Source organism: Geodermatophilus chilensis (assembly GCF_002802985.1).
In the GTDB taxonomy this organism is placed as follows: Bacteria; Actinomycetota; Actinomycetes; order Mycobacteriales; family Geodermatophilaceae; genus Geodermatophilus; species Geodermatophilus chilensis.
Genome location: NZ_NVPT01000002.1, coordinates 1 through 26,976, shown reverse-complemented (window position 1 = coordinate 26,976; position 26,976 = coordinate 1). Strand labels below are relative to the sequence as shown.

Genomic DNA, 26,976 nt, shown 5'->3' with positions numbered 1-26,976 from the left:
ATGACCGACCGCATCACCTACGCGCGCGCCACCCACGGTGAGGAAGAGATCCAGGCCGTGGTCGACGTCCTGCGCAGCGGGCACCAGGGCCTGCGCATCGGCAGGAACGTGCACGAGATGGAGACCCGGGTGCCCGCTCTGAGCGGCAAGGCCCTCGGCGTCATGTGCAACTCCGGGTCCTCCGGCCTCTACCTGGCCGTCGAGCTGCTCGACCTGCCCGAGGGCAGCGAGGTCATCACCTCGCCGTTGACCTTCTCCACCGACGTGGCGCCGATCGTGCGCGCCGGGCTGGTCCCCGTCTTCGTCGACGTCCGCCCGAACACGTTCAACATCGACGAGGCCGCCATCGAGGCGATGGTCACCGAGCGGACGCGGGCGGTCCTCGTCCCGAACCTGGCCGGGAACTGTCCGGACTGGGACATCATCCGCGGGGTCGCCGACCGGCACGGGCTCAAGGTCATCGAGGACTCCTGCGACGCACTCGGGCCCACGCTGCGGGGGACGCCGACCGGTGCGCGCGCCGACATCAGCGTCACGAGCTTCTCGATGGCGCACATCATCACCTGCGCCGGCACCGGCGGGATGGTCATGGTCGACGACGAGACGTCCCGCGACCGGGCGCTGCTGCTGCGTCGCTGGGGCCGCCGGTCGGAGCCGAACCTGTTCGGGACGACGGGCACCGGGCGAGTCTTCCGGGAGAACCTCGACGGCGTCGACTACGACAACGACTTCATCTTCGACGTCCTGCCGTGGAACTTCGAGCCCTCCGAGCTGGGCGCGGCCTACGGGGTCGTGCAGCTGAACAAGCTGGAGGCCAACTACAAGCGCCGCAAGGAGCTGTTCGCTGCCTACACCGCGGCCTACGGCACCTACCCGGAATTCTTCACCACCCCCGTGGAGACGCCGGAGCTGGACACCGCCTGGCTCTGCTACCCGGTAATGATCAACGCAGAGGCCCCCTTCACCCGCAGCGAGCTGCAGGAGTTCATCGAGGGCGAGGGCATCGACACCCGCACCGTCTGGAGCGGCAACGTCACCCGGCACCCCATGATGGCCGGCGTCGAGTACCGCCAGCCGGAGGCCGGCCTTCCCGAGGCCGACGCCGTCTTTGCCCGCGGCATGACCCTTGGCATGAGCCATGGCCTGGGCGACGCCGAGGTCGAGCGGATCACCCACAGCATCCACCGGTTCACCACGCGGTACCGGTGAGCCGGCGGTTCACCGGCCGCCGGGCGGTGGTGACCGGTGCCAGCCGCGGCATCGGCGCCGGCGTCGCCGAGCGGCTGGCCGCCGAGGGGGCCGACGTGGTCATCACCGCGCGCACGCTCGAGCGGCACGACCACCTGGCCGGCAGCCTGCGGGGCACCGCCGAGCGGCTCTCCCGTTACGGGACGCGGATCGAGGTGGTCGTCGCCGACCTGGCCGACGCCGACTCGCGCGCCACGATCGTGCCCCGCGCGGTCGACCTGCTCGGCGGCCCCGTCGACGTCCTGGTGAACAACGCGGCGGCCGCGATCTACCAGCCGCTGGCCGACTTCCCGCTGCGTCGCCGCCGGCTGACCTTCGAGGTGAACGTCCAGGCCCCGGTCGACCTGATGCAGGCGGTGCTGCCCTCGATGTGCGAAGCCGGCCGGGGCTGGATCGTCAACGTCTCCAGCGCCAGCGCCCGACTGTCGGCCGATCCGCCGTTCCACCTCCGTCCACCGGGCTCCACGATCGGGGTCTACGCGGCGTCGAAGGCGGCCCTGAACCGGCTCAGCAATCTGATGGCCGCCGAGCTCTCGGACAGCGGGATCCGGGTCAACACCGTCGAGCCGCGGTCCGCCGTCCTCAGCGAGGGGGCCGCCGCACTGGTGGGGGAGACGCTCGGCGCCGACCAGGTGGAGTCGCTGGAGGAGATGGTCGAGGCGGTCACCGCGCTGTGCGACTGCGCGGAGGACGTCACCGGGCGCACCGGCGTCAGCCTGGACCTGATCCGGGAGTGGAACCTGACCGTGCGCGGACTGGACGCGCAGGCATGGCAACGCGAGGAGATCTCCGCATGAAGCCCGTGATCGTCGACGCCGCCCGCACGCCGTTCGGGCGGCGGCAGGGCTGGCTGTCCGGCCTGCACGCCGCACAGATGCTGGGCCGGGCGCAGCGCGGAGTGCTCGACCGGCTGGGGCTGGACCCACAGCTGGTCGAGCAGGTCATCGGCGGCTGCGTGTCCCCCGTGGGCGAGCAGTTCGGCAACATCACGCGGACCGCCTGGACCCACGCGGGACTGTCGCCGGAGGCCGGCTGCACCACGATCGACGCGCAGTGCGGGAGCGCCGCGCAGTCCGTGCAGCTGCTGGCCGGCCAGATCGCCATCGGCGCGCTGGAGGTCGGCATGGCCTGCGGTGTGGAGCTGATGTCCCGCGTGCCGTTGATGGCCAAGGTCGGGCTGGGCTTCGACACCCCCCGGCCGGCCGACTGGTGGATCGACCTGCCCGACCAGTTCACTGCCGCGGACCGCATCGCGCGCAGACGCGGGTTCACCCGCGAGGACCTCGATGCCTTCGGGTTGCGGTCGCAGCAGCGGGCCCGCGCAGCTTGGGACGACGGCCGGTTCGCCCGTCAGGTGATCCCGGTCGAGGTGCCCGGGGCCGACGGCGGGGCCGCGCAGGTGGTCGGCCGGGACCAGGGGCTGCGCGAGACCAGCACGGAGGCACTGGCCCGGCTGAAGCCGACGGTCGAGGGCGGCCTGCACACGGCGGGCACCTCCTCCCAGGTCTCCGACGGGGCCAGCGCGGCGGTGCTCATGTCGGAGGACCGCGCCCGTGCCCTCGGCGTGCCCGCCCGGGCCCGGCTGCTGGCGCAGTGCGTCGTCGGCGGCGACCTGGAGTTCATGCTCGACGGTCCGGTGGAGGCCGGTCGTAGGCTGCTCGACCGCACCGGCATGAAGGTCGGCGACATCGACCTGTTCGAAGTCAACGAGGCGTTCGCCTCGATCCCCATGTCCTTCGCCCACGTCCACGGCGTGGACGAGGACCGGCTCAACGTCAACGGCGGGGCGATCGCCCTCGGCCATCCCGCCGGCGCGACCGGCATCCGGCTGATCGCCACCGCGATCGACGAGCTCGAACGCCGTGACCGCTCGGTCGCCATGGTGGCCATCTGCGCGTCGGCGGCGACCACCTGTCTGCTCATCGAGCGCGTCTGACCCGCCTCGACACCTCGACACCAAGGAAGTCTTCGTGCCTCTCCCGATCACCGACGACCAGCGCGCCCTCGCGGAGTCCGTCGCCGCGTTCGCGCGGCGGGCCGCGCCGATGGAGACGACCCGCGCGACGCTCGACGGCTGGGCCGCCGGAGGCCGCCCCGCCTTCTGGGACGCGCTGGTGCGCCAGGGCCTGCACGCCCTGCACCTTCCGGAGGAGCACGGCGGCGCCGACGCCGGGCTGGCCGAACTCGCCGTGGTGGTCGAGCAGCTCGGCCGAGGGCTCGTCCCGGGGCCGTACCTGCCCACGGTCCTCACCAGCGCCGTGGTCACCGGCGCGGGGGACGACGGCCCGCAGGCGGAGCTGCTCAAGGCGTTCGGCGACGGCGCCACCGGGTCGCTGGTCACCGGTGCCGGCCTGCGCGCCGGGAAGGACCCGGACGGCTGGACCGTCACCGGCACCTCCGCCCCCGTCCTCGGCCTGCCGGGTGCGGAGGTCGTCGTCGTCCGTGCCGAGGGCTCGGACGGCGAGCCGCTCTGGTTCCGCCTCGCCGAAGCCACGACGGCGACGGTCCGCACCGAGGCAGGCACGGACCTGACCCGGTCGGTCGGCCGGCTCGAGCTCTCCGAGCACCGGGTGGGCGCCGGCGACGTCCTCTCCGCTCCCGCCCCGGATCTCGTGGACGTCACGACCAACGCCCTGTTGGCGGCCGAGGCGGCAGGCCTCGCCGGCTGGTGCCTGGGGACGGCGGTCGAGCACGTGCGCACCCGGGTGCAGTTCGGCAAGCCGATCGGCAGCTTCCAGGCGGTGCAGCACAAGGCGGCGATGCTGCTGGTCCGTGCCGAGCTCGCCGGTGCCGCTGCCTGGGACGCCGCCCGGGCGGTGTCCCAGCCGCCGGAGCAGCAGCGGCTGGCGGCCGCCCAGGCGGCGCTGACGGCGTTGCCACTGGGCATCGACGCGGCCCTGGAATGCGTCACCCTGCTCGGCGGCATCGGCTTCACCTGGGAGCACGACGCCCACCTGTACTGGCGGCGGGCAATCAGCATCGCCTCGCTGAGCGGCACCGAGGAACGGTGGGCGAGGCAGCTGGGCGAGGCCGCCCTGGCCACCGACCGTGATTTCTCCTTCATCGACGAGGACGACCTACCCGAGCTGCGGACCCAGGTGGGGCAGGTGCTCGACGAGGTCCTGACGCTGCCCCCCGACCCGGTGTCCGAGACCGGCTGGGCCTCCGCGCGCGGCGGCCCGCGCAAGGCGCGGCTGGCCGAGGCAGGGCTGGTGGCACCGCACTACCCGGCCCCCTACGGACTGCACGCCGGGCCCGAGGAGCAGGCCGTGGTGGCGCAGGAGTACGCCCGCCGCGGCCTGACGCCGGCGACCACGATCATCGGCGAGTGGGTGCTGCCCACGATCCTCGCCCACGGGTCCGCGGAGCAGCAGGAGCGCTTCCTGGCGCCGAGCCTGCGCGGTGACATCGTGTGGTGCCAACTGTTCAGCGAGCCGGGTGCCGGCTCGGACCTGGCCGGGCTGACCACCCGCGCCACCCGCGTGGCCGGCGGCTGGTCGCTGAGCGGGCAGAAGGTCTGGACCTCCAGCGCCCACGAGGCCGACTGGGGCGTGTGTCTGGCCCGGACCGATCCCGACGCGCCCAAGCACAAGGGGCTGTCCTACTTCCTCGTCGACATGAGCTCGCCCGGTGTCGGCGTCCGGCCGCTGCGCCAGGCCACGGGGCTCTCGGAGTTCAACGAGGTCTTCCTCGACGACGTCTTCGTGCCCGACGCCTGCCTGCTCGCCGAGCCCGGCGACGGCTGGAAGCTGGCCACCACCACGCTGGCCAACGAGCGGCTGAGCATGGGCAACATGCTCGCCCACGGGGGCGCGCGCCTGGTCAGGCAGCTGATCGCCGAGGGCACCCACGCGACCAGCCGGGAGGAGGCGGTCCGGGTGCTGGGCCGCAACACCGCCCGGGAGATGTCGCTGGGGGCGCTCAACCTCCGCAGCGTCCTGTCCCGCCTGTCCGGTCAGCAGCCGGGCGCGGAGATCAGCGTGCAGAAGGTCTACAACGCCATCGCGCAGCGGGACGGCTCCCGGGCGCTGCTCACGCTGCTCGGTCCGGTGGGCGCGCTCACCGCCCCGTCGGTCGACCCGGCGGCCGACTACGCGCGCGACCACATCGCGCTGCCCTCGGTGCTCTTCGGCGGCGGCACGATCGAGATCCAGCTGAACGTCATCGCCCAGCGGATTCTCGGGCTGCCCCGATAGCCCGCGCCCACGACCCGCACTCCTACCCCCTCGCGAGGAGCGACCTCCCCATGCAGCTGGACCTGTCCCCGGAGTCGAAGGCGCTGCGCCGACAGCTGCGCGACTATTTCGCCGAGGTCATCACCGAGCAGGACCGCCGTGAGCTGGTCGACCAGACCGAGGGCGGTCCGACCTTCGACCGGATCTACCAGCAGATGGGGGCCGACGGCTGGCTCGGTCTCGGCTGGCCGGAGGAGTTCGGCGGCCGGGGCGAGGACCCGGAGGCCCTGTACGTGTTCTACGACGAGGTCATCCGGGCTAACGCCCCCTTGTCGCTGGTCACGCTCAACACGGTGGCCCCGTCGCTGATGAAGTACGGCACCCAGGAGCAGAAGGACTTCTTCCTGCCGCAGATCCTGTCCGGGAAGCTGATCTTCGCCATCGGCTACACCGAGCCGGGCGCCGGCACCGACCTCGCCTCCCTGCAGACGCGGGCCGACGTCGACGGCGACGAGCTGGTCATCAACGGGAACAAGATCTTCACCAGCGCGGGCGTCTACGCCGACTGGATCTGGCTGGCGGTCCGCTCCGATCCTGACGCCTCTCGGCACAAGGGCATCTCGGTCGTGCTCGTGCCCACCTCCGCGCCCGGCTTCTCGGTCACGGAGATCCACACGGTGGGTGGCATCAGCACGTCGGCCACGTACTACGAGGACGTCCGGGTGCCGATCTCCAACGTGGTCGGCGAGCTCAACGCCGGCTGGCCGCTGATCACCTCCCAGCTGAACCACGAGCGAGTCGCGCTGGCCGCCCGCGGCGGGATCGCGAACGAGCTGTTCTCCGGGGTCCTGGCCTGGACCAAGGCGGAGCGGACCGACACCGGCCGCCTCTACGACGTGCCGTGGGTGCGCAGCACGCTCGCCGAGGTGTACGCGCTGCTGTCCGCGGCCGACCTGATGAACCTCCGGCTGGTCGCCGACGTCGCCGCCAACACCCTCGGCGGCGGGGACTCCGCCGCGGCCAAGATCTTCGGCACCGAGGCGGTGGTCACCGCCTACGGGCAGATGCAGGAGGTGCTCGGCGCCCAGGGCCTGCTGCGGCCCGGCAGCCCCGGTGCCGTGCTGCAGGGACGGGTGGAGACCCTTGCCCGCAGAGCACAGAACAACACCTTCGGTGGGGGCACCAACGAGGTCATGCGGGAGATCGTGGCGGCCAAGAACCTTGGTATGACGCTGGCCGCCCGCCGCCGCGAGGAGCAGAAGTCACCGGCCAGGAGTGGGAGCAACTGACGATGCAGTTCGAGCTGGATGACGACCTGGTCGCGGTGCGCGACCTGACCGAGAAGATCTTCGGGGACCGGGCGGAGGTGGAGCGGGTCCGGGCGGTCGAGGCCGACGAGGGCGGCTACGACCGCGAGCTGTGGCGGGTCCTCGCCGACGCCGGTGTCCTGGGCATCCCACTGCCCGAGGAGGCCGGCGGTGCCGGGATGGGCATGCTTGGGCTGGTCACGCTGCTCGAGCAGCAGGGACGCCGGGTGGCCCCAGTGCCGGTGTGGGCGGCCCTGGCCACCGCAGCCCTGCCGATCGCGCACTTCGGTACGCGCGAGCAGGTCGAACGGTGGCTGCCCCGCCTCCTGGACGGCTCGGTAGTCCTGAGCGGTGCCTTCGATCCGCCCACCGGCCGTGCAGTCACCGTCACGGCCGAAGAGGACGGAGGGTCGCTGCGGCTGAGTGGTCACCTGGCAGCCGTCCCTGCGGCTGGGGTGGCGGCGGCCGTTCTCGTCCCAGCCGGGCTGCCGTCGGGGGAGACCGCCGTGGTGCTGGTCCCCACGGATCTCCCGGGAGTGACGGTCAGCCCCCTCGAGGTCACCAGCCGGGAAAACTACGCCGCCGTGGCTCTCGACGGCGTCGTCGTGTCCGACGACGGGGTGCTGCCCGGGGATGGTGCCGAGATAGCTCGCTGGACCCGCCGCCGCGCCCGCGTGGCGTTGGCGGCCGTGCAGCTCGGTGTGTGCTCCGAGGCGCTGCAGATGACCGCCCGGTACACCTCGGAGCGGGTGCAGTTCGGGCGGCCGCTGTCGACCAACCAGGCGGTGGCCGTCCGCGCTGCGGACGCCTACCTCGACACGGAGAGCATCCGGCTCAGCACCCAGCGCGCGGCCTGGCTGATGGACCAGGGTCGGGAGGAGGAGGCCGAGGCGGCTGCCCTCGTCGCCAAGTGGTGGGCCTCCCGCGGCGGGCTACGCGCGGTCCACGCCACCCAGCATCTGCACGGCGGGATCGGGGCCGATATCGACTACCCGATCCACCGCTACTTCCTGTGGGGCCGTCAGGTGGCCTTCACCTTGGGCAGCGCGGACGCCACCAGCGTGGAGCTCGGCGATGCGCTCGAGCACGGCGGTGACATCGGGGCGCCCGCCTGACACACGGCCAGAGCCGCCGTGCAACCGCGAGAGCCGCCGTGCAGGCCGGTTCCGGTGGCTGCACGGCGGCTCTCGTGTCGTTTCGGCCGGTACCACGGCGGCCGCGGTGCGATCCGGAGGGTGGCGTCAGTAGCCGCCGATGTTCTCGAACTACCGGCGCGGGTTGACCACGAGCATCGTCTCGATCTGCTCGTCGGTTATTCCTGCTGCCGCAGATACGGCAGCACCTCCTCGTGGATGTGGGTGTAGTGCCACGAGGGAACATCGGCGCGAGCTCCGGGGGGACCGCGTCGCAGTAGCAGGCGGCGTCGTGGAGAGGACCATGCTCCCGGCGTAGCCGCGCCGGCACATCTGGACCACGGTGCCGGCCTGGTCCCCGAACAAAGTCTCCAGGTAGATGCCGAACCGATCCATCCCCGACAGGACCCCCCGTCGGCAAGCTCGCTCAGGTGCTCGACGTCCGTGGTGTCACCGCTATGTTCCGGCACTACCCGCCGCCGGTTGACACCCTCGTCGCCGAGTACGGCCGCGACCGCCGAGCCCTGGCCGCTGCCGGGACGGGTGTGCACGGTGATCGGCGCACCGGTGCGCCGATCCTGTCGTAGGCGGGACTACCGGCGCCGGCCGCTCAGATCTCGACGCGGGTCCGGATCACCTTGCCGGTCGCGTTGCGGGGGAGCGGTTCGGAGGCGATCCGCCACGAGGTGGGCACCTTGTAGTAGGCCAGTCGGGCGCCGACGAAGGCGGCCAGCTCCGTCTCCGTCACCGCTTGCGCGGGGTCGGTGACCACCACGGCTGCCACTTCCTGCCCGAGCTCGTCGTGCGGTCGGCCCACCACGATGCACTCGCGCACACCCGGGTGTTCGGCGAGCGCTCCCTCGACCTCGGCCGGGTACACGTTCTCGCCGCCCCGGATGATCAGGTCCGAACGCCGGGCGCTCAGCCGCACACGGCCCTGCTCCAGCGTGCCGATGTCCCCCGTGTGCATCCACCGGTCGGGGTCGATCGAACGCGCCGTCGCCTCGGGGGCGTTCCAGTAGCCGAGCATGTTGTACGGGCTGCGCACGCAGATCTCACCCTCGGCGCCTTCCGGCAGTGCCCGGTTGCTCTCGTCCCGGATCTCCAGCTCAACCGTGGCGATCGGCCGACCGAGCGTGCCGGGTGCCTCGGCCAGGTCCGCGGCCGTGGCCACCGCGAGGGCGGTGCAGGACTCCGTGAGCCCGTAGCTGTCGACCAGGGCACGCTGGGCCACCGGCAGCGCCCGGCGCAGGCGGTCCTGAAACTCGGGCGACGAGGGCGCCGACGACAGCGAGAAGGCGGTCAGCGAGGAGAGGTCGTACCCGGACAGGTCGCCGTGCTGCAGCAGCCGGTAGGCCATCGTCGGCACGGCGCCCCAGTGGGTGACCCGCTCGTGCTCGATCAGCCGCAGCACGCGGTCCACGTCGAAAGCGCCCTGGTGGATGACTGCGGTGCTGCCGGTCGCCAGCCGTGGGACGGCCAAGTTGTGCAGGGATGCGATGTGGAACAACGGGAGGCACAGGAGGTATCGCCGGTCGCGCGGGTCGGTGGGGTCGCCGAAGGCGACGGCCAGCGCGTCGTTCAGCCGGTGGAACTCGATGACCGAGGTGAGGTTGCGGTGCGAGTGCACCGCGCCCTTGGGCCGGCCTGACGTGCCGCTGGTGTAGAGCACGACTGCGGGGGCGTCCTCGGCGACCTCCACGGGGGACAGCCGCTCGCCCGGGTGCCGGGCGACCAGCCGGGGGAGGTCGTCCTCGACGCCGAGGACCGTGATGCCGTGGTCCTCCGGCAGCAACGCGCGCCGCTTGGCGTCGGCGACGAGCACCTTCGGGCTGGTGTCCTCCAGGCCGTAGGCGATCTCGGCGGGGGTCCACCAGGAGTTGTAGCCGACGGCGATGGCGCCCAGGGACACCGTCGCCCAGAAACTGACGATCCACTCGGGGCCGTTGGCGGCGAGAACGCCGACCCGGTCGCCGGGGCGCACCCCGTGCTCCTCGCGCAGGACGCGGGCCAGCGACGCGACCTGCTCGGCGTGCTGCGCGAACGTGATCCGCCGGTCGGCGGTGACCAGGTAATCGCGCTCGCCGTGCTGGACGGAGGCGGCGAGCACCTCTCCGAGGGACCTCGCCCGATTCTTGAACACCGTCATCGGGGCGCCGAGGACCTCCTCGCGCGCCAGCTCGAAGGGCCCACCGGGGCCGGTCAGCCCGGTCATCACCGCGAGCGCGGCGGCCTGGGGGTCGGTGGAGGTCGTCATCATCGCTCCGGTGGCCTCGGGGACAGGGCTGGTGCGCCGCCATCCTCACCAGCGGCCGAGCCCGTGGATCAGTGTTCCCGATGAGCGGGACGGACTGTGATGCAGGGCACCGTGCCCTGCGGGCGGTCGACGTCGTCCGTCCGCCTCCCGATCAGCGGGATCGCCGCCGGTCCATGGCCGCGGGCCTCGTTAGCGTCGCCGTGCCGAGCCGGTTTGCCGTCCCGGCACCGCCGCCAACCGGTTGCCGAAGATCTCGTGGAGGTACCGCCCGTGACCCTCACCCCCCTCCCGCGATCGGAGACGCCCGACGTCTTCGCCCCCGCCCGGCTGGGCCCGGTGACGCTGCGGAACCGCACCATCAAGGCCGCCACCTACGAGGGTCTCAGCCGCGACAACCTGGTCACGGACAAGCTCATCGACTTCCATGTCGCGTACGCAGCCGGCGGCGTCGGTATGACGACGGTCGCCTACTGCGCGGTCGCCCCCGAGGGCCGGACCGACCGGCACCAGATCCTGTGGCGGCCCGAGGCGCTGCCCGGGCTGCGCAAGCTGACCGAAGCCGTGCACGCCGAGGGCGCGGCGGTCTCCGCCCAGATCGGGCACGCGGGTCCGGTCGCCTCGCCCAAGGCCAACGGGCTGCCCGCGCTGGCGCCCAGCCGGCACTTCCACAAGACGACGCTGAGCTTCACCAAGCCGGCGAGCCAGACCGACATCGCCCGCATCGTCGAGGCGCACGCGCACGCCGCCCGGATGGCCGTCGAGGCCGGGTTCGACGCCGTCGAGGTGCACCTGGGCCACAACTACCTGGCCAGCTCGTTCCTCAGCCCCCGGATCAACCACCGGGACGACGAGTACGGCGGCAAGCTGGCCAACCGGGCCCGGTTCGCGCTGGAGATCATGCGGGCGGTGCGCGCCGCGGTCGGCGACCGGATCGCCATCCTCGCCAAGTTGAACATGGACGACGGCGTGCCCGGTGGGTTCTGGCTGGACGAGGCCGTCACCGTCTCGCGCTGGCTGGAGGAGTCCGGTTCGCTCGACGCACTGGAGCTCACCGCCGGCAGTTCGCTGCTCAACCCCATGTACCTGTTCAAGGGCGACGCGCCGCTGCGCGAGTTCGCCGGTGTCATGCCCGAGCCGCTGAAGACCGGCATCAAGCTGGTGGGCAAGAAGTTCCTGCACGCCTATCCCTACACCGACGGTTACCTGCTCGAGGACGCCCGGCAGATCCGCTCGCAGATCTCGCTGCCGATGGTGCTGCTCGGCGGCATCACTGATCGGGCGATCATGGACACCGCGATGGCGGAGGGCTTCGAGTTCGTCGCCATGGGTCGCGCCCTGCTCCGCGAGCCGGACCTGATCAACCGCATCCAGGCCGAGCCCCGCACCCGGTCCCTGTGTGACCACAACAACAAGTGCATGACGACGATCTACCGGGGCAGCCGGTGCGTCCTGGTCGACGCCGGCCGGCCCAGCCCGTTCGCCGATGCTGCACCGGCGGTCACCACGGCGCCGGCCGAGACCGCCGAGGCGGTATCGGCGGTGGAGACCAGCGCGTGACCACGCCGCTGTCCGCGTCGCCCTACACGGAGACCGTCGCCGACCTCCTCCTGGCTCACACCGATGACGAACGCCCGGGCCTGCGCACGCGGGAGCAGGTGTGGAGCTGGGCCCAGGTCGTTCACGAGAGCGCGGTCCGCGCAGCGCTCGCCCGTGAGCTGCGCACCGAGGACCCGTTCCACGTCGGCATCCTGCTCGAGAACGTGCCCGAGTTCATCTTCTGGCTGGGCGGCGCCGCGCTCGCCGGCGCATCGGTCGTCGGCATCAACTCCACCCGCCGCGGCGAGTACCTCGAGGCCGAGGTGCGACACACCGACTGCAAGGTGATCGTCACCGACCGGGCCGGGCTGGCTCTGCTCGACGGCCTGGACGTCGGGGTTCCCCGCGAGCGGTTCCTGCTGGTCGACGACCCCGCCTATGCCGAGCGGCTGGCCGGCCTCGACGCCCAGCCGGTGCGCGACCCCGGGATCACCCCGCAGACCCAGATGCTGCTGCTGTTCACCTCCGGAACCACCGGCGCCTCCAAGGCGGCACGCTGCTCGCAGGGCCGGCTGGCGTGGCTCGGCCGGACCAACGCGGCGAAGTACGACATCGACCGCGACGACGTCAGCTACTGCTGTATGCCGCTCTTCCACGGCAACGCGCTCATGGCGCTGTGGGCGCCGTCGCTGGCCGTCGGCGCGTGCGTCGCACTCACCCCCAAGTTCTCCGCGTCGCGCTTCCTGCCCGACGTCCGCGACCACGGTGCCACGTACTTCACCTACGTCGGCAAGGCGATCAGCTACGTGCTTGCCACGCCCGAACAGCCCGACGACGCCGACAACCGGCTCACCCACGGCTTCGGCACCGAGGCGTCGCCCGAGGACCAGGCGGAGTTCAAGCGGCGCTTCGGCGCGAAGCTCTACGAGGGGTACGGCTCCAGCGAGGGCGCCGGCCTCGTCCGGCTCGACCCCGAGGGGCCGGTGGCCGCGCTCGGCCGCCCGGCGCACGACGGCGTGTGCATCGTCGACCCCGAGACCGGGGAGGGCTGCCCGCCGGCCCGCCAGGACCGGTACGGCCGGGTGCTGAACGCCGAGGAGGCGATCGGGGAGCTGGTCAACAAGGCCGGAGCAGCCACCTTCGAGGGCTACTGGAAGAACCCGGCCGCCGACGCCGAGCGGGTCCGCCACGGCTGGTACTGGACCGGCGATCTCGGCTACGTCGATGAGCAGGGCTACCTGTACTTCGCCGGCCGGTCCGGTGACTGGATCAGGGTCGACGGCGAGAACATCTCCGCGCTGCTCACCGAGCGGGTGCTGCGCCGGCACCCGCAGGTGCTGGCCGCCGGCGTCTTCGCCGTCCCCGACCCGCGCTCGGGCGACCAGGTGATGGCTGCGCTCGAGCTGCCCGAGGACACCGCGTTCGACGACCTGGACCTGCCGGCGTTCCTCGCCGAGCAGGCCGACCTCGGCACGAAGGGCGTTCCCCGCTTCGTGCGCGTCTCGACCGCGCTGCCCACGACCGGCTCGGGCAAGTTGCGCAAGAAGGAGATGCAGGCCGAGGGCTGGCGCACCGCCGACCCGGTGTACCGCTGGGCTGGCCGTGGCGAGCCGGTCTACGCCCTCATGACCGACGCGGACAAGACGGCGCTGCGCGCGGAGTTCGCCGCTGCCGGCCGGCTCCGTTTCCTGCCCTGAGCGGGCCCACTCTGAGAGAAGAGGCATCGATGGACCTGCGGGAGACCGCCGCCCAGCGTGAGCTGCGCGCCGAGCTGCGGGGGTACTTCACGACGCTGCTGCCCGAGGACGAGCGCCGCCGCGTCGGCGAGGCCGGCGTGGGCGGGCCGCGGTTCCGCGAGGTGGTCAAGCGGCTGGGCGAGGACGGTTGGCTCGGCATCGGCTGGCCGGTCGAGTATGGCGGCCAGGGTCGCTCGGTCGAGGAGCAGTACGTGTTCTTCGACGAGGTGCAACGCGCCGGGCTGCCGTTCCCGTTTGTCACGGTCAACACCGTCGGTCCGACCCTGATGGCGCACGGTACCGAGGAGCAGAAGCAGCGCTACCTGCCGGGCATCCTGGCCGGCGACATCGTGTTCGCCATCGGCTACACCGAGCCGGGAGCGGGCACCGATCTCGCCTCGCTGACAACGCGGGCCGTGCGCGACGGCGACGAGTTCGTCATCGATGGCAGCAAGATCTTCACCAGCGGCGCCAACACCGCCGACTATGTGTGGTTGGCGGCCCACACCGACCCCGACGCCCCCAAGCACAAGGGCATCTCGATCCTCATCGTCCCGACCGGCGACCCCGGCTTCTCCTGGAGCCCGATCCAGACCGTCGGCGGCCTGCAGGTCACGGCCACCTACTACAGCGGCATCCGCGTCCCGGCCGGGAACGTCATCGGCGAGGTCAACGGCGGCTGGAGTCTGCTCACCACCCAGCTCAACCACGAACGGATCGGCCTCGCCGCGCTCGGCGGCCGGATGATCGCGCTCTGGGAGCAGGTGCGGGACTGGGCCCGGGAAAACGGCACCAGCGAACTGCCGTGGGTGCAGCGGGATCTTGCCCGCACGCACGCGAAGCTTGAGGCGATGCGGCTGCTGAACTGGAAGATGACCAGCGCGGTCGCCAACGGCACGCTCACCGGCGCTGACGCCGGGGCGGTCAAGGCGTACGGCACGGAGACCCACATCGACGTCCAGCGCACGCTGACCGACGTCCTCGGCGCGGCTGGGCGGATCCGGCCCGAGTCGCCCGGCGCGGCGCTCGCCGGCCAGGTGGAGCAGCTGTCCCGGCAGGGGATCGTCAACACCTTCGGCGGCGGGGTCAACGAGATCCTCCGCGACATGGTCGCCACCCAGGGGCTCGGCCTGCCGCGGCCGAGGCGGACCGCGTGACCGCCGTGCAGGGGCGGGTCGACGCCCCGACCGCCTCCGCGCCCGACGCCGGCCCCGAGCTCCCCCTGCCGGTTCTCCGGCCGAAACCGCGGAAGGGTTCCTGATGGACTTCAGCCTCGACGAGGAACTCGCGGCCGTCCGCGACCTGGCGCGCGAGATCTTCACCGACCGGGCCACGCCCGGCCGGATCCGCGCCGTGGAGACCGGCGAGCTGCGGTTCGACGAAGCTTTGTGGCGGTCGCTCGGCGACGCCGGGCTGCTCGGCATCGCCGTCCCCGAGGACGACGGTGGCGCGGGCCTGGGACTCGGCGCCTTGTGCGTGCTGCTCGAAGAGCAGGGCCGCGTCGTCGCCCCGGTTCCGGTGTGGCCGCATGTGATTGCTGCCTTCGCCATCGCCGCCTCCGGCAGCCCGGACCAGCGGGCCGCCCTGCTGCCCGGCGCGGTCGACGGAACTGCCCGGCTCACCGTGGCGCTCGAGGAGTTCGGACCCGTCGAGCCGTCCGCGCCCGGGTGCGCGGGCAAGCCCGACGGTGACGCATGGCGGCTGACCGGCACCAAGGCCGTCGTCCCGTCGCCGTTCGGCGCAGCCGGCGTACTCGTGGCCGCGGCCACCGAGCAGGGCACCGGGCTGTTCGTCGTCGACCCAGCCGCCGATGGCGTCGCCTGGACCGCCGCGGAGACCACCACGCACGACCGGTCCGGGCACCTGGAGCTCGACGGCGTTCCCGCCTCCGTCCTCGGCACGCCGGGCAGCGGTGTGCTCGACACCGTGCTGCGGCAGGCCGCCGTCGCCCTGGCCGCGCTCCAGCTGGGTGTCACCGAGGGTGCCCTCACGTACGCCGCGCGGTACACGAGCGAGCGCGAGCAGTTCGGCCGGCCACTGGGGACCTTCCAGGCGGTGCAGCACCAGCTCGCCGACTGCTACATCCGGATCGCCACGCTGCGGGTGACGCTCTGGCAGGCGGTCGCGGATCTCGACGACGCCACCCCGGGCGCCGAGGCCGCGGCGCTGGTCGCCGCCTGGTGGGCGCGCGAGGGCGGGCTGGACGTGGTCCACCGGGTGCAGCACGTGCACGGTGGCATCGGCGTGGACGTCGACTACCCGGTCCACCGGCACTTCCTCTGGGGCAAGCAGCTCGCCGGGACCTTGGGCGGTCCGAGCGCCGTCCTTACCCGCCTCGGTGCCGTCCTCGCCCGGAGCGCCGGGTGAGCGCCGCGCGAGCTCGGACTGCGGGGGAGTGGGCCGGGCAGGAGCTCGGCGTCCGCACCGTCTCGTGGGACGAGCGCGACGCGATCCTCTACGCCCTCGCCGTCGGTGCTGGCGCCGATGAGCTGGACCTGGTGTTCGAGGAGCGGCTGCGGGTGCTGCCCACCTTCGCCCTCACCCTCGCCCAGTGGGCGCCGGATGCGCTCGGGTCGCAAGGCGCCTTCGACGTCCGTACGGCGGTGCACGGCTCCCAGCGGCTGCAGGTGCTGGCGCCGCTGCCGCGCGCTGGCACACTTGAGCTACGGGCGCGGGTCGGCGATGTGTGGGACAAGGGCTCGGCGGCGGTGTTCGACGTCGTCGTCGAGAGCGAGGCGTTCGTCGCCACCTGGGCGCTGTTCGCCCCCGGCTGCGGAGGCTTCGGAGGCGAGCGCGGTCCCGCGAGCACGGTGCGGCCCGACGGCGCTCCGGACATGGTCACCGAGATGGCCACCGCGGCCAACCAGGCCGCGCTCTATCGGCTGCTGGGCGATCGCCACCACATGCACGTTGACCCGGACGCGGCCCGCGCCGCGGGCCAGCCGCGGCCGTTCCTGCACGGGTTGTGCACGCTGGCGGCGAGCACGCTGGCACTGGCCCGTTCCCTGGGCGCGCACCCGGCCGCCTTGGTGGAACTCGACGGTCGTTTCAGTGCGCCGGTGTTCCCCGGGGACCGGCTGGACGTGGTGGCCTGGTCGGACGGCCGGGCGGCAGCGTTCGAGGTCAGCGACGGCGAGCGCCCGGTGGTCTCCGGCGGCCGGGTCCGCTTCCACTGATCTCCGGATTCCGCCCCGGCCGTCCGGCGGCCGGGGCGGAATCCGGAGAACCGGTCAGGAGCGCGTGACGAGGTACCGGGCCGGGAACTCCCCACCACCGTGCACGGCCAGATCCGATCCGGTCACGTAGCCGGCCAGATCACTCGCGAGGTACAAGCAGGTTCGCGCGATGTCCGCCGGCACGGCCATGCGCTGCATCGGGATCACCGCGGCCACCGTGGCGCCGCCGTCCTCGCCGTAGACCGATGCCGCGGACTCCGTCCGGATCAGGCCGGTGGTGATGTGGTTGACACGGACCTTCGGTGCCCACTCCAGGGCCAGCGCCCGGGTCAGTGCGAGCAGTCCGGCCTTCGCCGCGGTGTAGGCCGCCGTACCCGGCTGCGGATCGTGGGCGGAGACGCTGCCGATGTTGACGATCGCGCCGCCGGACTCCTGCTCCTGCATGACCGCGTTGGCGGCCTGTGCGACGTAGAAGGGCGCGAGCAGGTTGAGCGCCACGATCTTCTCGACGAACCGCGGGGAGACGGTCGCCGCATCGGCGTCGGGTGAGCCGCCGGCGTTGTTGACCAGCACGTCGAGGCGGCCGAACCGCTCCACCGTGGCCCCGACCAGTGAGCGGGCCTGTGCCGCGTCCCGGACGTCTGCGGGCACGAACGTCGCCGTCCGGCCCCCGGCCGACGCCAGGCTCGCCGGCTCGGTGCGCCCGCAGACGACCACCTCGGCCCCTGCGGCGAGGAAGGTCGAGGCGATCTCGAAGCCGATCCCCTTGGTGCCACCGGTGACCAGCACCGTTCGTTCCGAAAAGCCCAGCGCAGTGCTCATACCCGTCCTCGTCGTCGATGGCTCGCTGAGGGTAGGAACGCTCTCCAGAGGCCCAGGGCCGGCTCTCGGTCAGCGGGATACCCACCACGGTGGGACTTGCCTCGCCACCCAGGGCTTCGGTGGTCAGGCGCCGTACCGGCCGCACCCCCTGTACCGATCAGTGGGATGGGTCACGCCGCCGGCGGGGGAGCTTGGTTTCCTTGTCCCCGGACGCAAAGCCTGCTGCTCGCCCGCGGGCTCGTGAGGGCTCGTGTCGAGGCAGCGGGGACGACGTCCGAGCCCGGAGTTCCGCGGATCCCCGTCGTCGTCCGTACCCCCGACGTGTGAAGGAAGGAGGGCGCGATGGGCCCCATCCTGCTGAAGAAAGTGGGCGAGCTCGCAGCGGTGCTGCTGATCGTCAGCTTCGGCACCTTCATGCTCGTCTCGTTGCTTCCCAACGATCCGGCTGTCTCGATCCTCGGGCAGGGGCGCGAACCGGCGGAGTACGCAGCGGTCCGAGAAGAACTCGGGTTGAACGATGCGTTGCCGGTGCGGTACCTCGACTGGCTCGGCTCAGCGGTCGCCGGTGACCTCGGGAGGACCGTCGTGCCGCCGTACACCGATGTGCTGGACCGGATCGCCGCCGCTCTGCCCGTCAGCGTGGAACTCGCCGTCCTGGGCATGGCGATGGCGTTGCTCTTCTCCATCCCGCTGGCGATGTGGTCTGCGCACCGCGCCGGGGGGCGGGTCGACCGGGTGATCAGCGCTGGTTCCTTCGGTGTGCTCTCGGTGCCCAGCTTCCTGGCCGGCCTGCTGATCATCATGGTGTTCGCCAACCAACTCGGCTGGTTCCCACGAGGTCAGTGGGTGCGCATCAGCGAGAGCCTCGGGGACAACCTGTACCACGCCTTCCTCCCAGCCCTGGTGATCGCGCTGGCCGAGACGGCGCTGTTCACGCGCATCCTCCGCAACGACCTGATCACCACTTTGCAGGAGGACTTCATCCTCGCCGCGAAGGCGAAGGGCATGTCAGCGCGGCACATCCTGTTCAGCGACGCACTGCGTCCCTCGTCGTTCTCCATGATCACGTTGCTGGGCATCAGCCTCGGGCGGCTGATCGGCAGCACCGTGATCGTCGAGTACCTGTTCGCGCTCCCTGGAATGGGGTCGCTCGTCATCGGCGCCGCCAACACCGGCGACTTCACCATGGTGCAGGGAGCCGTGCTGGTGATCGCGGTGATCTACGTGCTCACCAACCTACTCATCGACCTCTCCTACGGCGTCCTCGACCCACGGATCAGGCGGGCCCATGTCTGAGATCACCCAGGTGTCCACGCCTCCTGCCTACGGTCAGGCAGTGGATGCTGCAGCGTCCTGGCCCTCCGTGCCCCGGCGGCACCGTTCCTGGTCCACGCCGGGTGCGGCGGCGGTCACGGTGCTCGGCCTGACCCTGGCAGGGCTGGGCATGGCGGCCCTGCGGGGCGCGAACGGCTGGTTGCAGCTGACGGCCGTCGTGGCCGGCCTCGCCCTCGCCCATGTCGGGGCAGGCCGCCTGCTCCGGCGCCGCTTCGGGTCGGGGTTCGACCTCACCTCCTGGTTGTGCACCATCTGGCTGGTGCTCCTGGTCCTGGCCGCCCTGCTCGCACCGGTACTCCCGCTCGGTGAGCACAAGGACATCGCGAGCACGCTGGATGCCCCGGTCTTCGCCCGACCGGACCTGCTCTCGGAGTACCCGCTGGGCACCAACAACTTCGGCCTCGATCTGCTGTCCCGGGTCCTCCACGGGGCTCGCGCCTCACTGGTGGTGGCGCTGGGCGCCGTCGCGGTCGGGCTGGTGATCGGCGCGGGGCTGGGTATCGTCGCAGGCTTTTTCCGCAAGGTCACCGACGCCGTGATCGGCATCTTCACCAACTCGCTCCTCGCGGTGCCTCCGCTCATCCTGCTGATCGCACTGGCCACGGTCCTAGAACCGAACCTGCGCAACCTGGCGTTCGCGCTGTCCCTGCTGGCACTACCCAGCATCATCCGCATGGCGCGGGCCAGCACGCTGACGTTCGCCCAACGGGAGTTCGTCCTGGCGGCTCGAGCGATGGGGGCCAGCCGGCTGCGCATCATGACCCGCGAGCTGCTGCCCAACGTGCTGCTGCCGTTGCTCTCCTACGCCATGGTGATGATCTCGGTGCTGATCGTCGCCGAAGCATCCCTGAGCTTCCTCGGACTGGGCATCCAGCCTCCGGAGCCGTCCTGGGGCAACATGATCGCCGAGGGCGAGGGCAACGCCTTCGAGCAGCACCCGCACATCGTCCTGGTACCAGGCGTCGTGCTCTTCCTGACCGTGTTCTCGTTGAACCTGCTGGGGGAGAAGGCGCGCAAGCGCTTCGATCCGCGCCAGGCGAAGCTCTAGGGAGAGTCGTGAACTCCACCTCCGCCCTGCTCCCGGACCGGCCGGCCGCCGAGCAGGAGTCCCCGGTGCTCATCGTCGACGATCTCCGGACGCAGATCCATACTCCGCGCGGCGACGTGCAGGCCGTCGACGGCATCTCCTTCACCCTCGGCCGGGGGAAGACACTTGGGATCGTCGGCGAGTCCGGCTCCGGTAAGTCCGTGCTCGGTCGCACGATCATGGGCCTGTACAGCACCGGCCCCACCATGACGGTCTCGGGGCGGGTGCTGATCGCGGGGAAGGACGTGCATACGCTGGGTGCCTCCGGGCTGCGGGAGCTCTGGGGCAGTGACGTGGGCATGGTGTTCCAGGACCCGATGACCGCGCTCAACCCCGTCAAGAAGGTCGGGGTGCATCTCACCGAGAGCCTCCGCAGGCACCGCACGATGAACCGGGCACAGGCCAAGGCGCACGCCGCAGAACTGCTGAACCTCGTCGGCATCCCGGAGCCGCGGCGCCGGCTGGACCAGTACCCCCACGAGCTCTCCGGCGGCATGCGACAGCGGGTGGTGATCGCCATGTCGCTGGCCAACGAGCCGGCGTTGCTGATCGCCGACGAGCCGACCACGGCACTCGACGTGACCGTCCAGAAGCAGATCCTCGACCTGCTGGACCGGCTGCAGGACGAGCTGGGGATGGCGATCGTGCTGATCAGCCACAACCTCGGCGTCGTCGCCGGCCGGGCCGACCGGGTAGCGGTGATGTACGCGGGCCGAGTGGTGGAGACTGCAGACGCGGCCGCGTTGTTCGGTCTGCCGCATCATCCCTACACCGAGGCGCTGCTCGAAGCCATCCCGCGGCTGGACCAGCCACCGCACGTCCGTTTGGCGGCGATCGACGGTGCGCCGCCCAACATGGTCGCTCCGCCGATCGGCTGCCGGTTCGCACCGCGGTGCCGCTACGCGCAGTCCGACTGCACGCTGGCCCCCCCGTCGCTGGACGGCGCCGTGACGCGCGGTATTGCCACCCCAGGGCACTCCTTCGCCTGCTACCACCCAGTCAACGCAGGGGGACAGTGATGGCCGGGAGTGGAGTCGCGCACCTTCGGTTGGGAGCCGAGCAGATTCTCACGGTCGAGGAGCTCGTGGTGCAGTTCCCCACCAAGGGTGGCCAGACCGTGCACGCGGTCTCCGGCATCAGCTTCGACCTGCTGGACGGGGAGACCCTGGGAATCCTGGGCGAGTCAGGTTGCGGCAAGTCCAGCGCCGGGCGCGCCGTAATGCAGCTGCCGCCCCCGACCGCCGGGTCGGTACGGCTGGGGAACGATGAGTTGACCGGGCTCAACGCGCAGACGGTCCGGGAGCGCCGGGCTCGGATGCAGATGATCTTCCAGGACCCGGTGTCCTCGCTGAACCCCCGCCGCAAGGTCAAGGACCTCGTGGCCGAGGGACCGAAAATCTGGGGCAGGGAGGTCACCCGCGAGCAGATCGAGTCCGTGCTCCACGCGGTTGGCCTGGACCCGGCGGTGGTCTGGGAGCGCCGTCCGCACGAACTCTCCGGCGGGCAGTGCCAGCGGGTCTGCATCGCCCGGGCGCTGATGCTGGACCCGGAGGTGCTGATCTGTGACGAGCCGGTGTCGAGTCTAGACGTCTCGGTGCAGGCGCAGATCCTCAACCTGCTCGAGGAGACCAAGCAGCGCTACGGCCTGAGCATGGTGTTCATTGCGCATGACCTCGCGGTCGTCAAGAACATCAGCGACCGCATCATGATCATGTATCTCGGCAAGGTCTGCGAGGTGCTGCCGGCCAGCAGCCTGGCCGAGCGCGCGCTACACCCCTACACGCAATTGCTCCTGGAGTCGGTGCCAGACATGACTCCGCCCCCGATCGAGGCTGGAACTGTCGCGCAGCGGGCCACTGGTGAGCTGCCCTCGCCGCTCAACCCGCCCAGCGGCTGTCGGTTCCGCACCCGCTGCCCGCTGGCTACCGAGGAGTGCGCGGCGGTCGAACCCCAGATGCGGGAGGTCGAGCAGGGACACTTCCTGGCCTGCCACAACTCCGGGCCTGGCGCCTCCGGGGTCGCCTGAGCCACCACCGGCCGGATTTTCCGGCCTCTACGCACAGCGGTGCCCCGGTCGTCCAGACCGGGGCACCGCTGTGTCCGGAGCCGCCTGGGTGACCCCTCGGTGAGGGCGATCGCCGCGGCTCCCTGGCATCGCTCCCGATGCCTTGCTGTGATTCCACTCAGCGAGATGGATGTCTTGGGGGGCTCATCACCTTGCTTCGCTGGCGCGACCCAGCCACCTACGGGCATCCGACCGGTGGCGCGTGACCGTGCTCTTGGAGGACGAACGTGAAAAGAACCACGCTGACCGCCCGTCTGGTCGCCACCTTCGGCGCCGGTGCGCTCATGCTGTCCGCCTGCGGTGGGAGCGGAAGCGCATCGTCCGGCTCCGCGAGCCGGGAGGCGCCCGAGCGGACCATCGGAACCATCGGTGACCAGCAGGACTGCGGCGACCCGGTCGAGGGAGGCACGTTGACTCTGGCCGATTTCGCGGAGGCACGCAGCCTCAACCCGGCTCAGACGATCGCCACCGGGTACTCCGGGGGCACGGCGCTGGCAGCCGTCTACGACGTTCTGGTGCGCTACGATCCGCAAACCCAGGAGTTCGAGCCCCACCTGGCCGAGGACGTCACGTCCAACGAGGACTTGACCCAGTGGACGGTCACGCTCCGCGACGGGGTCACCTTCAGCGACGGAACGCCGCTGAACGCCCAGGCTGTCGTCGACAGCGTGAACTGGTACCTGAGCAGCCGCGGCTTCGATGCCGCGGTCATCGCGCCCAACCTGGCCGGCGTCCGGGCGGAGGACGACACGACCGTCGTCTTCGACCTCAAGACACCGTGGGCGACGTTCCCCGCGATGCTGGGGCAGGCGATGGGCATGATCGTCGCGCCGGCAGCCATCCAGGCCCCCGAGTTTCAGCCGATCGGTGCCGGCCCGTTCACGCTGGACCACTACTCCCCGCAGGAAGAGCTCGTGCTCAACGCCCGGGACGACTACTGGGGTGGCGACCCGAGTCTCGACCAGCTGCGGTTCGTCTGGCTCAACAACGACGACGCCCGGTTCGAGACGCTGGAGTCCGACGGCGCGGACGTCACGGTGCTGCGCGACCCCGAGCGGGTCCAGGCTGCACGGGACGCGGGGTACCGGGGCTACCTGACAGTGCAGAACCTCGGCAACGTCGTCATGCTCAACAGCGCCGAGGGACGCCCGGCGGCCGACCCCCGGGTGCGGCAGGCGATCGCCCTCGCCGTCGATCCCGCCGTCCTCAACCAGCGGGTGTACGGGGGCGTGGACGTGGGGAGCAAGGCGGTGTTCTCGGAGCTCTCCCAGTGGCACGCGCCGGACGTCGAGGTGGTGCCGACCGACGTGGAGCGGGCACGCGCCCTGGTAGAGGAGGCCAAGGCCGACGGATTCGACGGGACCATCGGCTACATCGGCAACAGCTCGGCCAGCGGCCGTGACCAGGCGCTGGCGCTGCAGGCGATGCTGGAGAACGCGGGGTTCACCGTGGAGACCGAGCTGCTTCAGTCCACCGCGGACATCATCCAGCGCGTCTTCGTCTCCCGGGACTACGACCTGTCCCAGTCCGGCCTGTCGGTCTCCGAGGAAGATCCCTTCCAGCGGCTGTTCACCAGCTTCCACAGCCAGTCGGCGTCCAACGCCAGCGGGTACGCCAACCCGGAGCTGGACGCGCTGATCACCGAGCTGCAGGGGACCGAAGGCAAGGACCGGCAGGAGATCCTCGCCGCCATCGAGGAGCTCTCCCAGGAGGACTTTCCGACGCTGCCGCTGTCCCCGGTCACCCCCTTCGTCCCCTGGCAGGAGGACGTGCACGGTGTCCAGCCGATCAACGAGGGGATGCTGCTGTTCGGGGACGCCTGGATCGGCGAGTGCTCCTGACGTACTGGGAGTAGCGCGGCCCGTGCGGGCCGGCCGGTAGAGGCCGGGCCGCACCCGCCGCGCGTGGACGAGAACGGTCACGGGCCGGTCGCTGGCAACTGCCTGCGGCCGGCCAGTCCGTCGTTGTCAGGGACCCGTGTATCCCCGGCGGGCAGCCCAGAAGACCCGGGGCGCCGGTCCGAGCCCGCGTGTCGGTGCGGGCGGTCCCGGCCAGCGGGAGACCGGCAGGGGCAGCCGACGCAGCGACCTAGCCTGCGGCGAGGGTCCGCACCGGGCCGACACGACGTGCAGCAGAGGTGAGCCGAGTGGCTGAAGACCCGAGGGACGCGATCGCCACGGCAGGGCTGATCCGGAATGGTGAACTCTCGCCACGCGAGGTCGTGGAGGAGGCCATCGGCCGGATCGAGAAGTGCAACCCCGCGCTGAACGCAGTGGTGGCTACCCGGTTCGAGGAGGCGCTGCAGGAGGTGGACCGTGGCCTGCCCGACGGACCGCTGCAGGGCGTGCCCACGCTGATCAAGGACCTTGAGGCCGATGTCGCCGGGCTGCCACGAACGGGCGGGAGCCGGCTGTTCGCCGAGGCCCGTGCCGCCCGGGACAGCGAGGTGGTAGCGCGCTACCGGCGCGCAGGCATGGTCGTCCTCGGAACGACGAACAGCCCGGAGTTCGGCAAGAACGCCAGCACGGAGCCGGTGCTCCACGGCCCGACCCGCAACCCGTGGAGCCCCGATCACTCCACCGGCGGGTCGAGCGGAGGGGCGGCTGCCGCCGTGGCCGCCGGCATGGTGCCGGTCGCGCACGGCAGTGACGGCGGCGGCTCCATCCGGATCCCTGCCTCCATGTGTGGCCTGTTCGGCCTCAAGCCGAGCCGTGGCCGCGTGTCGACCTGGCCGTACTCCGGCGCGCTGGCCTCGCCAGTCACGGCCCACCACGCGTTGACGACGACGGTCCGGGACAGCGCTCTGCTGCTCGATGTCGCTGCCGGGCCCGTTCCAGGAGACGCCTTGGGGGCACCGACCCCCGACCGCTCGTTCCTCGAGCACGTGGGCCGGCCCCCCGGCCGGCTGCGGATCGGCTGGGCCACCGCCGTCCCGGGTGACATCCCGGTCCACCCGGACTGCGCGGCTGCCGTGGAACGTGCCGCCGACGTCTGCCGGGACCTGGGGCACGAGGTCACCGAGGTGGCCCTGGACTACGACCCGTCCCAGGTCATGGCCGCGTCGGGCACAATCATGGCGGCGAGCCTCGTCGCCACCGTCGACCGGCGGTTGGGCGAGTTGGGGCGGGAGCTGCGCGACGACGACCTCGAACCGTTCACCCGGATGCTGCTCGACCACGGCCGGACGATCACCGGGGTGCAGATGGTCGAGGCGCTCCGCGCTGCCCAGGAGGCCGGCTGGCGGCTGGGCCGGCACTTCACTGACCACGACCTGTTGCTCTTGCCGACGGTCGCCCAGCCGGTGCCGCCGCTGGGGACCCTCGACACGACTCGCCCCGAGTCGATCTACGAGCACGGCACCACCTACTCCCTGTGCACCAGCGTCTTCAACGTCACCGGACTGCCGGCGATGTCAGTGCCCTTCGGCACCGACCATGCCGGCCTCCCGGTGGGCGTCCAGTTCGCCGCCGACCTGGGGGCGGAGGGTCCGCTCCTGCGACTGGCCGCTCAGCTGGAGGAGGCCGCTCCCTGGCCTCGGCACGCTCCCGACTACGCCCAGGCGTGACGCTCGTCGCGGTCGCTGCCGTCGCGTTGCTGATCTTCACGCTGGCCGCGGCGGCACAGGCGGTGACCGGTTTCGGGCTCGCTCTGGTCGCCGTGCCCTTGATGGGGGTCTTCCTCGACCCCGTCGCCGCTGTGGTGGCGACCACCATGGTCGGCCTGGTGCTGACCGCTGCGGCCTCCTATCGGGAGCGCGAGCATGTGGAGCGCCCGGTCGCCGCCCGGCTCACCGGCGCCGCACTGGTGGGCATGCCTCTTGGACTGCTGCTGCTGTCCCGGCTGGACGAGCGGTCCCTAGAGATGGTGATCGCGGGCGGACTGCTGCTGCTCGTCGCGCTTCTCCTGGTCGAAGTGCACCTGCCTGCCGGCATCGCCACCGAGTACGGCGGGGGTGTGGTCAGCGGGATGCTCCTGACCTCGACGGGGATGAACGGCCCTCCGGTCGTCCTCGCCCTGCAGGCGCTGCGCCTGCCGCCCCGCCGCTTCCGGGGGACGCTGCAGGTGGTGTTCTGCGTCCAGGACCTGGTGGCCGTGGGTGCGTTCCTAGCGCTCGGGCACGTCGACCGGGAGATCGCCGCGGTGGTCGTCGCGGGCGCCCTGGGCGTTCCACTGGGGTGGTGGTCCGGTGATCGCCTGTTCAGCTGGTTGCCGCCGGAGCGCTTCCGAGCCGTGGTGCTGTCGACGTTGGTCCTGACCGCACTCGTGTCGCTGACCACGGCTGTGGCCTGACTGCGTCAGGAGCCGAACCGTCCCGCTGCACGTCTCCGGGGGCCAGGCCGTGACCGAAGACGAACGAGAAGGAGACGTGATCACGACCTCGAGAACTCCGCGGGGGAGGCGCTCCCCGGAGATGGGCGCCCTCGACATCCTGCGGATCCGTCCGTTCCTGCTGCTCTGGCTCAACGCTGCCGTGGTGCTCGTCGGGGTGATGGCGCAGAACGTCGCCCGCACGTGGCTCGCCTACGACCTCACCGGCACCAACACTGCGCTGGGCGGCGTCCTGCTGGCCTTTGGGGTCGCGATGCTGGTGGCCACACCATGGGGTGGGGTGGCAGCCGACCGTCTTCCCAAGCGCCTGGTGATGCAGGTCGCCATCCTCCTCCTCGCGCTGTCCAGCGCCTGGATCGGCGTCGCCGAGGCCACGGGGACCCTGCGGTACTGGATGCTGCTGGCCGCCGGGATCGTGCAGGCGGTCGCCTTCGCGCTGTTCAGCCCTGCCCGCATGGCATTGCTGGCCGAGATCGTCCCGCGGGATGCGGTGCCGGGTGCGGTGTCCCTCCTACTGGTGAATTCGGAGATCACGCGGATCGCCGGTCCTGCGCTCGCGGGACTGGCCCTGGCGACCGTCACCTTCGGTGCTGAGGCCGTGTTCTTCACCGGGGCCGTGCTCTTCTCCGTGGGCATTTTCGTCAACCACGCGCTGCCTCCGGGCCGCAGCGCTAGGGCGTGTCTGGCGGATCTTGGTTGGCGGGGGTCCGCAGCCAGATCTTGATCGAGGCGACGTCGATGGTGCCCCGGAAGACGAACTCGCGCTTGTC

22 protein-coding genes are annotated in these 26,976 nt (G+C 71.4%); 19 read left to right on the top strand and 3 right to left on the bottom strand.

Annotation, left to right across the window (positions count from 1 at the left end):
- The 6 genes from CNO22_RS00565 to CNO22_RS00540 are packed head-to-tail and all read left to right on the top strand — an operon-like array spanning position 1 to position 7,845.
- Positions 1-1,209 carry a DegT/DnrJ/EryC1/StrS family aminotransferase gene (locus CNO22_RS00565; protein ID WP_100497412.1) on the top strand — a complete coding sequence of 403 codons (1,209 nt, stop codon included), beginning with the start codon at positions 1-3 and terminating at the stop codon, positions 1,207-1,209.
- Positions 1,206-2,045: an SDR family NAD(P)-dependent oxidoreductase gene (locus CNO22_RS00560; protein WP_100497411.1), complete on the top strand. Its 840-nt coding sequence runs from the start codon at positions 1,206-1,208 to the stop codon at positions 2,043-2,045. The genes CNO22_RS00565 and CNO22_RS00560 overlap by 4 nt, the downstream gene beginning before the upstream one ends.
- Complete coding sequence (locus tag CNO22_RS00555) at positions 2,042-3,184, top strand: steroid 3-ketoacyl-CoA thiolase (protein WP_100497410.1); 1,143 nt, start codon at positions 2,042-2,044, stop codon at positions 3,182-3,184. The genes CNO22_RS00560 and CNO22_RS00555 overlap by 4 nt, the downstream gene beginning before the upstream one ends.
- 34 nt (positions 3,185-3,218) lie before the next feature.
- Entirely contained in the window at positions 3,219-5,444 is a 2,226-nt protein-coding gene (locus CNO22_RS00550) for an acyl-CoA dehydrogenase (RefSeq protein ID WP_100497409.1), read from the top strand.
- A gap of 50 nt (positions 5,445-5,494) precedes the next feature.
- Positions 5,495-6,712, top strand: coding sequence for an acyl-CoA dehydrogenase family protein (locus tag CNO22_RS00545; RefSeq protein WP_100497408.1), 1,218 nt, complete (start codon positions 5,495-5,497; stop codon positions 6,710-6,712).
- A 2-nt stretch (positions 6,713-6,714) separates the two neighbouring features.
- Positions 6,715-7,845, top strand: a complete 1,131-nt coding sequence (locus tag CNO22_RS00540; protein ID WP_100497407.1) for an acyl-CoA dehydrogenase family protein — start codon at positions 6,715-6,717, stop codon at positions 7,843-7,845.
- Positions 7,846-8,042: 197 nt separating this feature from the next.
- Here the strand turns inward: CNO22_RS00540 and CNO22_RS30015 are convergent, their stop codons facing one another.
- Both CNO22_RS30015 and CNO22_RS00530 read right to left on the bottom strand, forming a co-directional pair.
- Entirely contained in the window at positions 8,043-8,414 is a 372-nt protein-coding gene (locus CNO22_RS30015; protein WP_157936729.1) for a hypothetical protein, read from the bottom strand.
- Positions 8,415-8,473: 59 nt separating this feature from the next.
- The gene (locus tag CNO22_RS00530) at positions 8,474-10,120 is read right to left on the bottom strand and encodes a class I adenylate-forming enzyme family protein (RefSeq protein ID WP_100497463.1); all 1,647 of its coding nucleotides are present in this window, start codon (positions 10,118-10,120) and stop codon (positions 8,474-8,476) included.
- Positions 10,121-10,390: 270 nt separating this feature from the next.
- Between CNO22_RS00530 and CNO22_RS00525 the strand changes: the two genes are divergently transcribed.
- From CNO22_RS00525 to CNO22_RS00505, 5 genes are all read left to right on the top strand, one after another.
- Positions 10,391-11,677: an NADH:flavin oxidoreductase gene (locus tag CNO22_RS00525; protein ID WP_232806694.1), complete on the top strand. Its 1,287-nt coding sequence runs from the start codon at positions 10,391-10,393 to the stop codon at positions 11,675-11,677.
- Positions 11,674-13,353, top strand: coding sequence for an AMP-binding protein (locus CNO22_RS00520; RefSeq protein ID WP_198588013.1), 1,680 nt, complete (start codon positions 11,674-11,676; stop codon positions 13,351-13,353). Before CNO22_RS00525 ends, CNO22_RS00520 begins: the two co-directional genes overlap by 4 nt.
- A 29-nt stretch (positions 13,354-13,382) precedes the next feature.
- Entirely contained in the window at positions 13,383-14,549 is a 1,167-nt protein-coding gene (locus tag CNO22_RS00515) for an acyl-CoA dehydrogenase family protein (protein WP_100497405.1), read from the top strand.
- 103 nt (positions 14,550-14,652) lie between these two features.
- Positions 14,653-15,759 (top strand): acyl-CoA dehydrogenase family protein, encoded by a 1,107-nt coding sequence (locus tag CNO22_RS00510; RefSeq protein WP_100497404.1) that lies wholly within the window; start codon positions 14,653-14,655, stop codon positions 15,757-15,759.
- Positions 15,756-16,568 carry a MaoC/PaaZ C-terminal domain-containing protein gene (locus CNO22_RS00505; RefSeq protein WP_100497403.1) on the top strand — a complete coding sequence of 271 codons (813 nt, stop codon included), beginning with the start codon at positions 15,756-15,758 and terminating at the stop codon, positions 16,566-16,568. Before CNO22_RS00510 ends, CNO22_RS00505 begins: the two co-directional genes overlap by 4 nt.
- A 54-nt stretch (positions 16,569-16,622) precedes the next feature.
- Here CNO22_RS00505 and CNO22_RS00500 read toward each other — a convergent pair whose 3' ends face one another.
- Positions 16,623-17,390: an SDR family oxidoreductase gene (locus CNO22_RS00500; RefSeq protein WP_100497402.1), complete on the bottom strand. Its 768-nt coding sequence runs from the start codon at positions 17,388-17,390 to the stop codon at positions 16,623-16,625.
- A gap of 342 nt (positions 17,391-17,732) precedes the next feature.
- Between CNO22_RS00500 and CNO22_RS00495 the strand changes: the two genes are divergently transcribed.
- The 8 genes from CNO22_RS00495 to CNO22_RS00460 all read left to right on the top strand — a co-directional run bounded on the left by CNO22_RS00495 (position 17,733) and on the right by CNO22_RS00460 (position 26,930).
- Entirely contained in the window at positions 17,733-18,686 is a 954-nt protein-coding gene (locus CNO22_RS00495; protein WP_100497401.1) for an ABC transporter permease, read from the top strand.
- Between the two features lie 118 nt (positions 18,687-18,804).
- Positions 18,805-19,773: an ABC transporter permease gene (locus CNO22_RS00490; protein WP_198588012.1), complete on the top strand. Its 969-nt coding sequence runs from the start codon at positions 18,805-18,807 to the stop codon at positions 19,771-19,773.
- 65 nt (positions 19,774-19,838) lie between these two features.
- The gene (locus CNO22_RS00485; protein WP_232806693.1) at positions 19,839-20,831 is read left to right on the top strand and encodes an ABC transporter ATP-binding protein; all 993 of its coding nucleotides are present in this window, start codon (positions 19,839-19,841) and stop codon (positions 20,829-20,831) included.
- A gap of 29 nt (positions 20,832-20,860) precedes the next feature.
- On the top strand, positions 20,861-21,838 hold the full coding sequence (locus tag CNO22_RS00480) for an ABC transporter ATP-binding protein (protein ID WP_232806692.1): 978 nt from the start codon (positions 20,861-20,863) through the stop codon (positions 21,836-21,838).
- A gap of 449 nt (positions 21,839-22,287) precedes the next feature.
- Positions 22,288-23,718 (top strand): ABC transporter substrate-binding protein, encoded by a 1,431-nt coding sequence (locus tag CNO22_RS00475; RefSeq protein ID WP_157936728.1) that lies wholly within the window; start codon positions 22,288-22,290, stop codon positions 23,716-23,718.
- Between the two features lie 305 nt (positions 23,719-24,023).
- Positions 24,024-25,442, top strand: a complete 1,419-nt coding sequence (locus CNO22_RS00470) for an amidase (protein ID WP_100497398.1) — start codon at positions 24,024-24,026, stop codon at positions 25,440-25,442.
- Positions 25,439-26,167, top strand: a complete 729-nt coding sequence (locus tag CNO22_RS00465) for a sulfite exporter TauE/SafE family protein (protein WP_157936727.1) — start codon at positions 25,439-25,441, stop codon at positions 26,165-26,167. Before CNO22_RS00470 ends, CNO22_RS00465 begins: the two co-directional genes overlap by 4 nt.
- Positions 26,168-26,288: 121 nt before the next feature.
- Positions 26,289-26,930, top strand: a complete 642-nt coding sequence (locus CNO22_RS00460) for an MFS transporter (RefSeq protein WP_157936726.1) — start codon at positions 26,289-26,291, stop codon at positions 26,928-26,930.
- Positions 26,931-26,976 lie beyond the last annotated feature (46 nt).

Excerpts from the sequence above, each read along its gene's own strand:
- CNO22_RS00555 (WP_100497410.1), top strand. The coding sequence starts at position 2,042 with ATGAAGCCCGTGATCGTCGACGCCGCCCGCACGCCGTTCGGGCGGCGG.
- CNO22_RS00530 (WP_100497463.1), bottom strand. The coding sequence starts at position 10,120 with ATGACGACCTCCACCGACCCCCAGGCCGCCGCGCTCGCGGTGATGACC.
- CNO22_RS00565 (WP_100497412.1), top strand. The coding sequence starts at position 1 with ATGACCGACCGCATCACCTACGCGCGCGCCACCCACGGTGAGGAAGAG.
- CNO22_RS00500 (WP_100497402.1), bottom strand. The coding sequence starts at position 17,390 with ATGAGCACTGCGCTGGGCTTTTCGGAACGAACGGTGCTGGTCACCGGT.
- CNO22_RS00545 (WP_100497408.1), top strand. The coding sequence starts at position 5,495 with ATGCAGCTGGACCTGTCCCCGGAGTCGAAGGCGCTGCGCCGACAGCTG.
- CNO22_RS00515 (WP_100497405.1), top strand. The coding sequence starts at position 13,383 with ATGGACCTGCGGGAGACCGCCGCCCAGCGTGAGCTGCGCGCCGAGCTG.
- CNO22_RS00540 (WP_100497407.1), top strand. The coding sequence starts at position 6,715 with ATGCAGTTCGAGCTGGATGACGACCTGGTCGCGGTGCGCGACCTGACC.
- CNO22_RS00510 (WP_100497404.1), top strand. The coding sequence starts at position 14,653 with ATGGACTTCAGCCTCGACGAGGAACTCGCGGCCGTCCGCGACCTGGCG.
- CNO22_RS00495 (WP_100497401.1), top strand. The coding sequence starts at position 17,733 with ATGGGCCCCATCCTGCTGAAGAAAGTGGGCGAGCTCGCAGCGGTGCTG.
- CNO22_RS00460 (WP_157936726.1), top strand. The coding sequence starts at position 26,289 with ATGGGCGCCCTCGACATCCTGCGGATCCGTCCGTTCCTGCTGCTCTGG.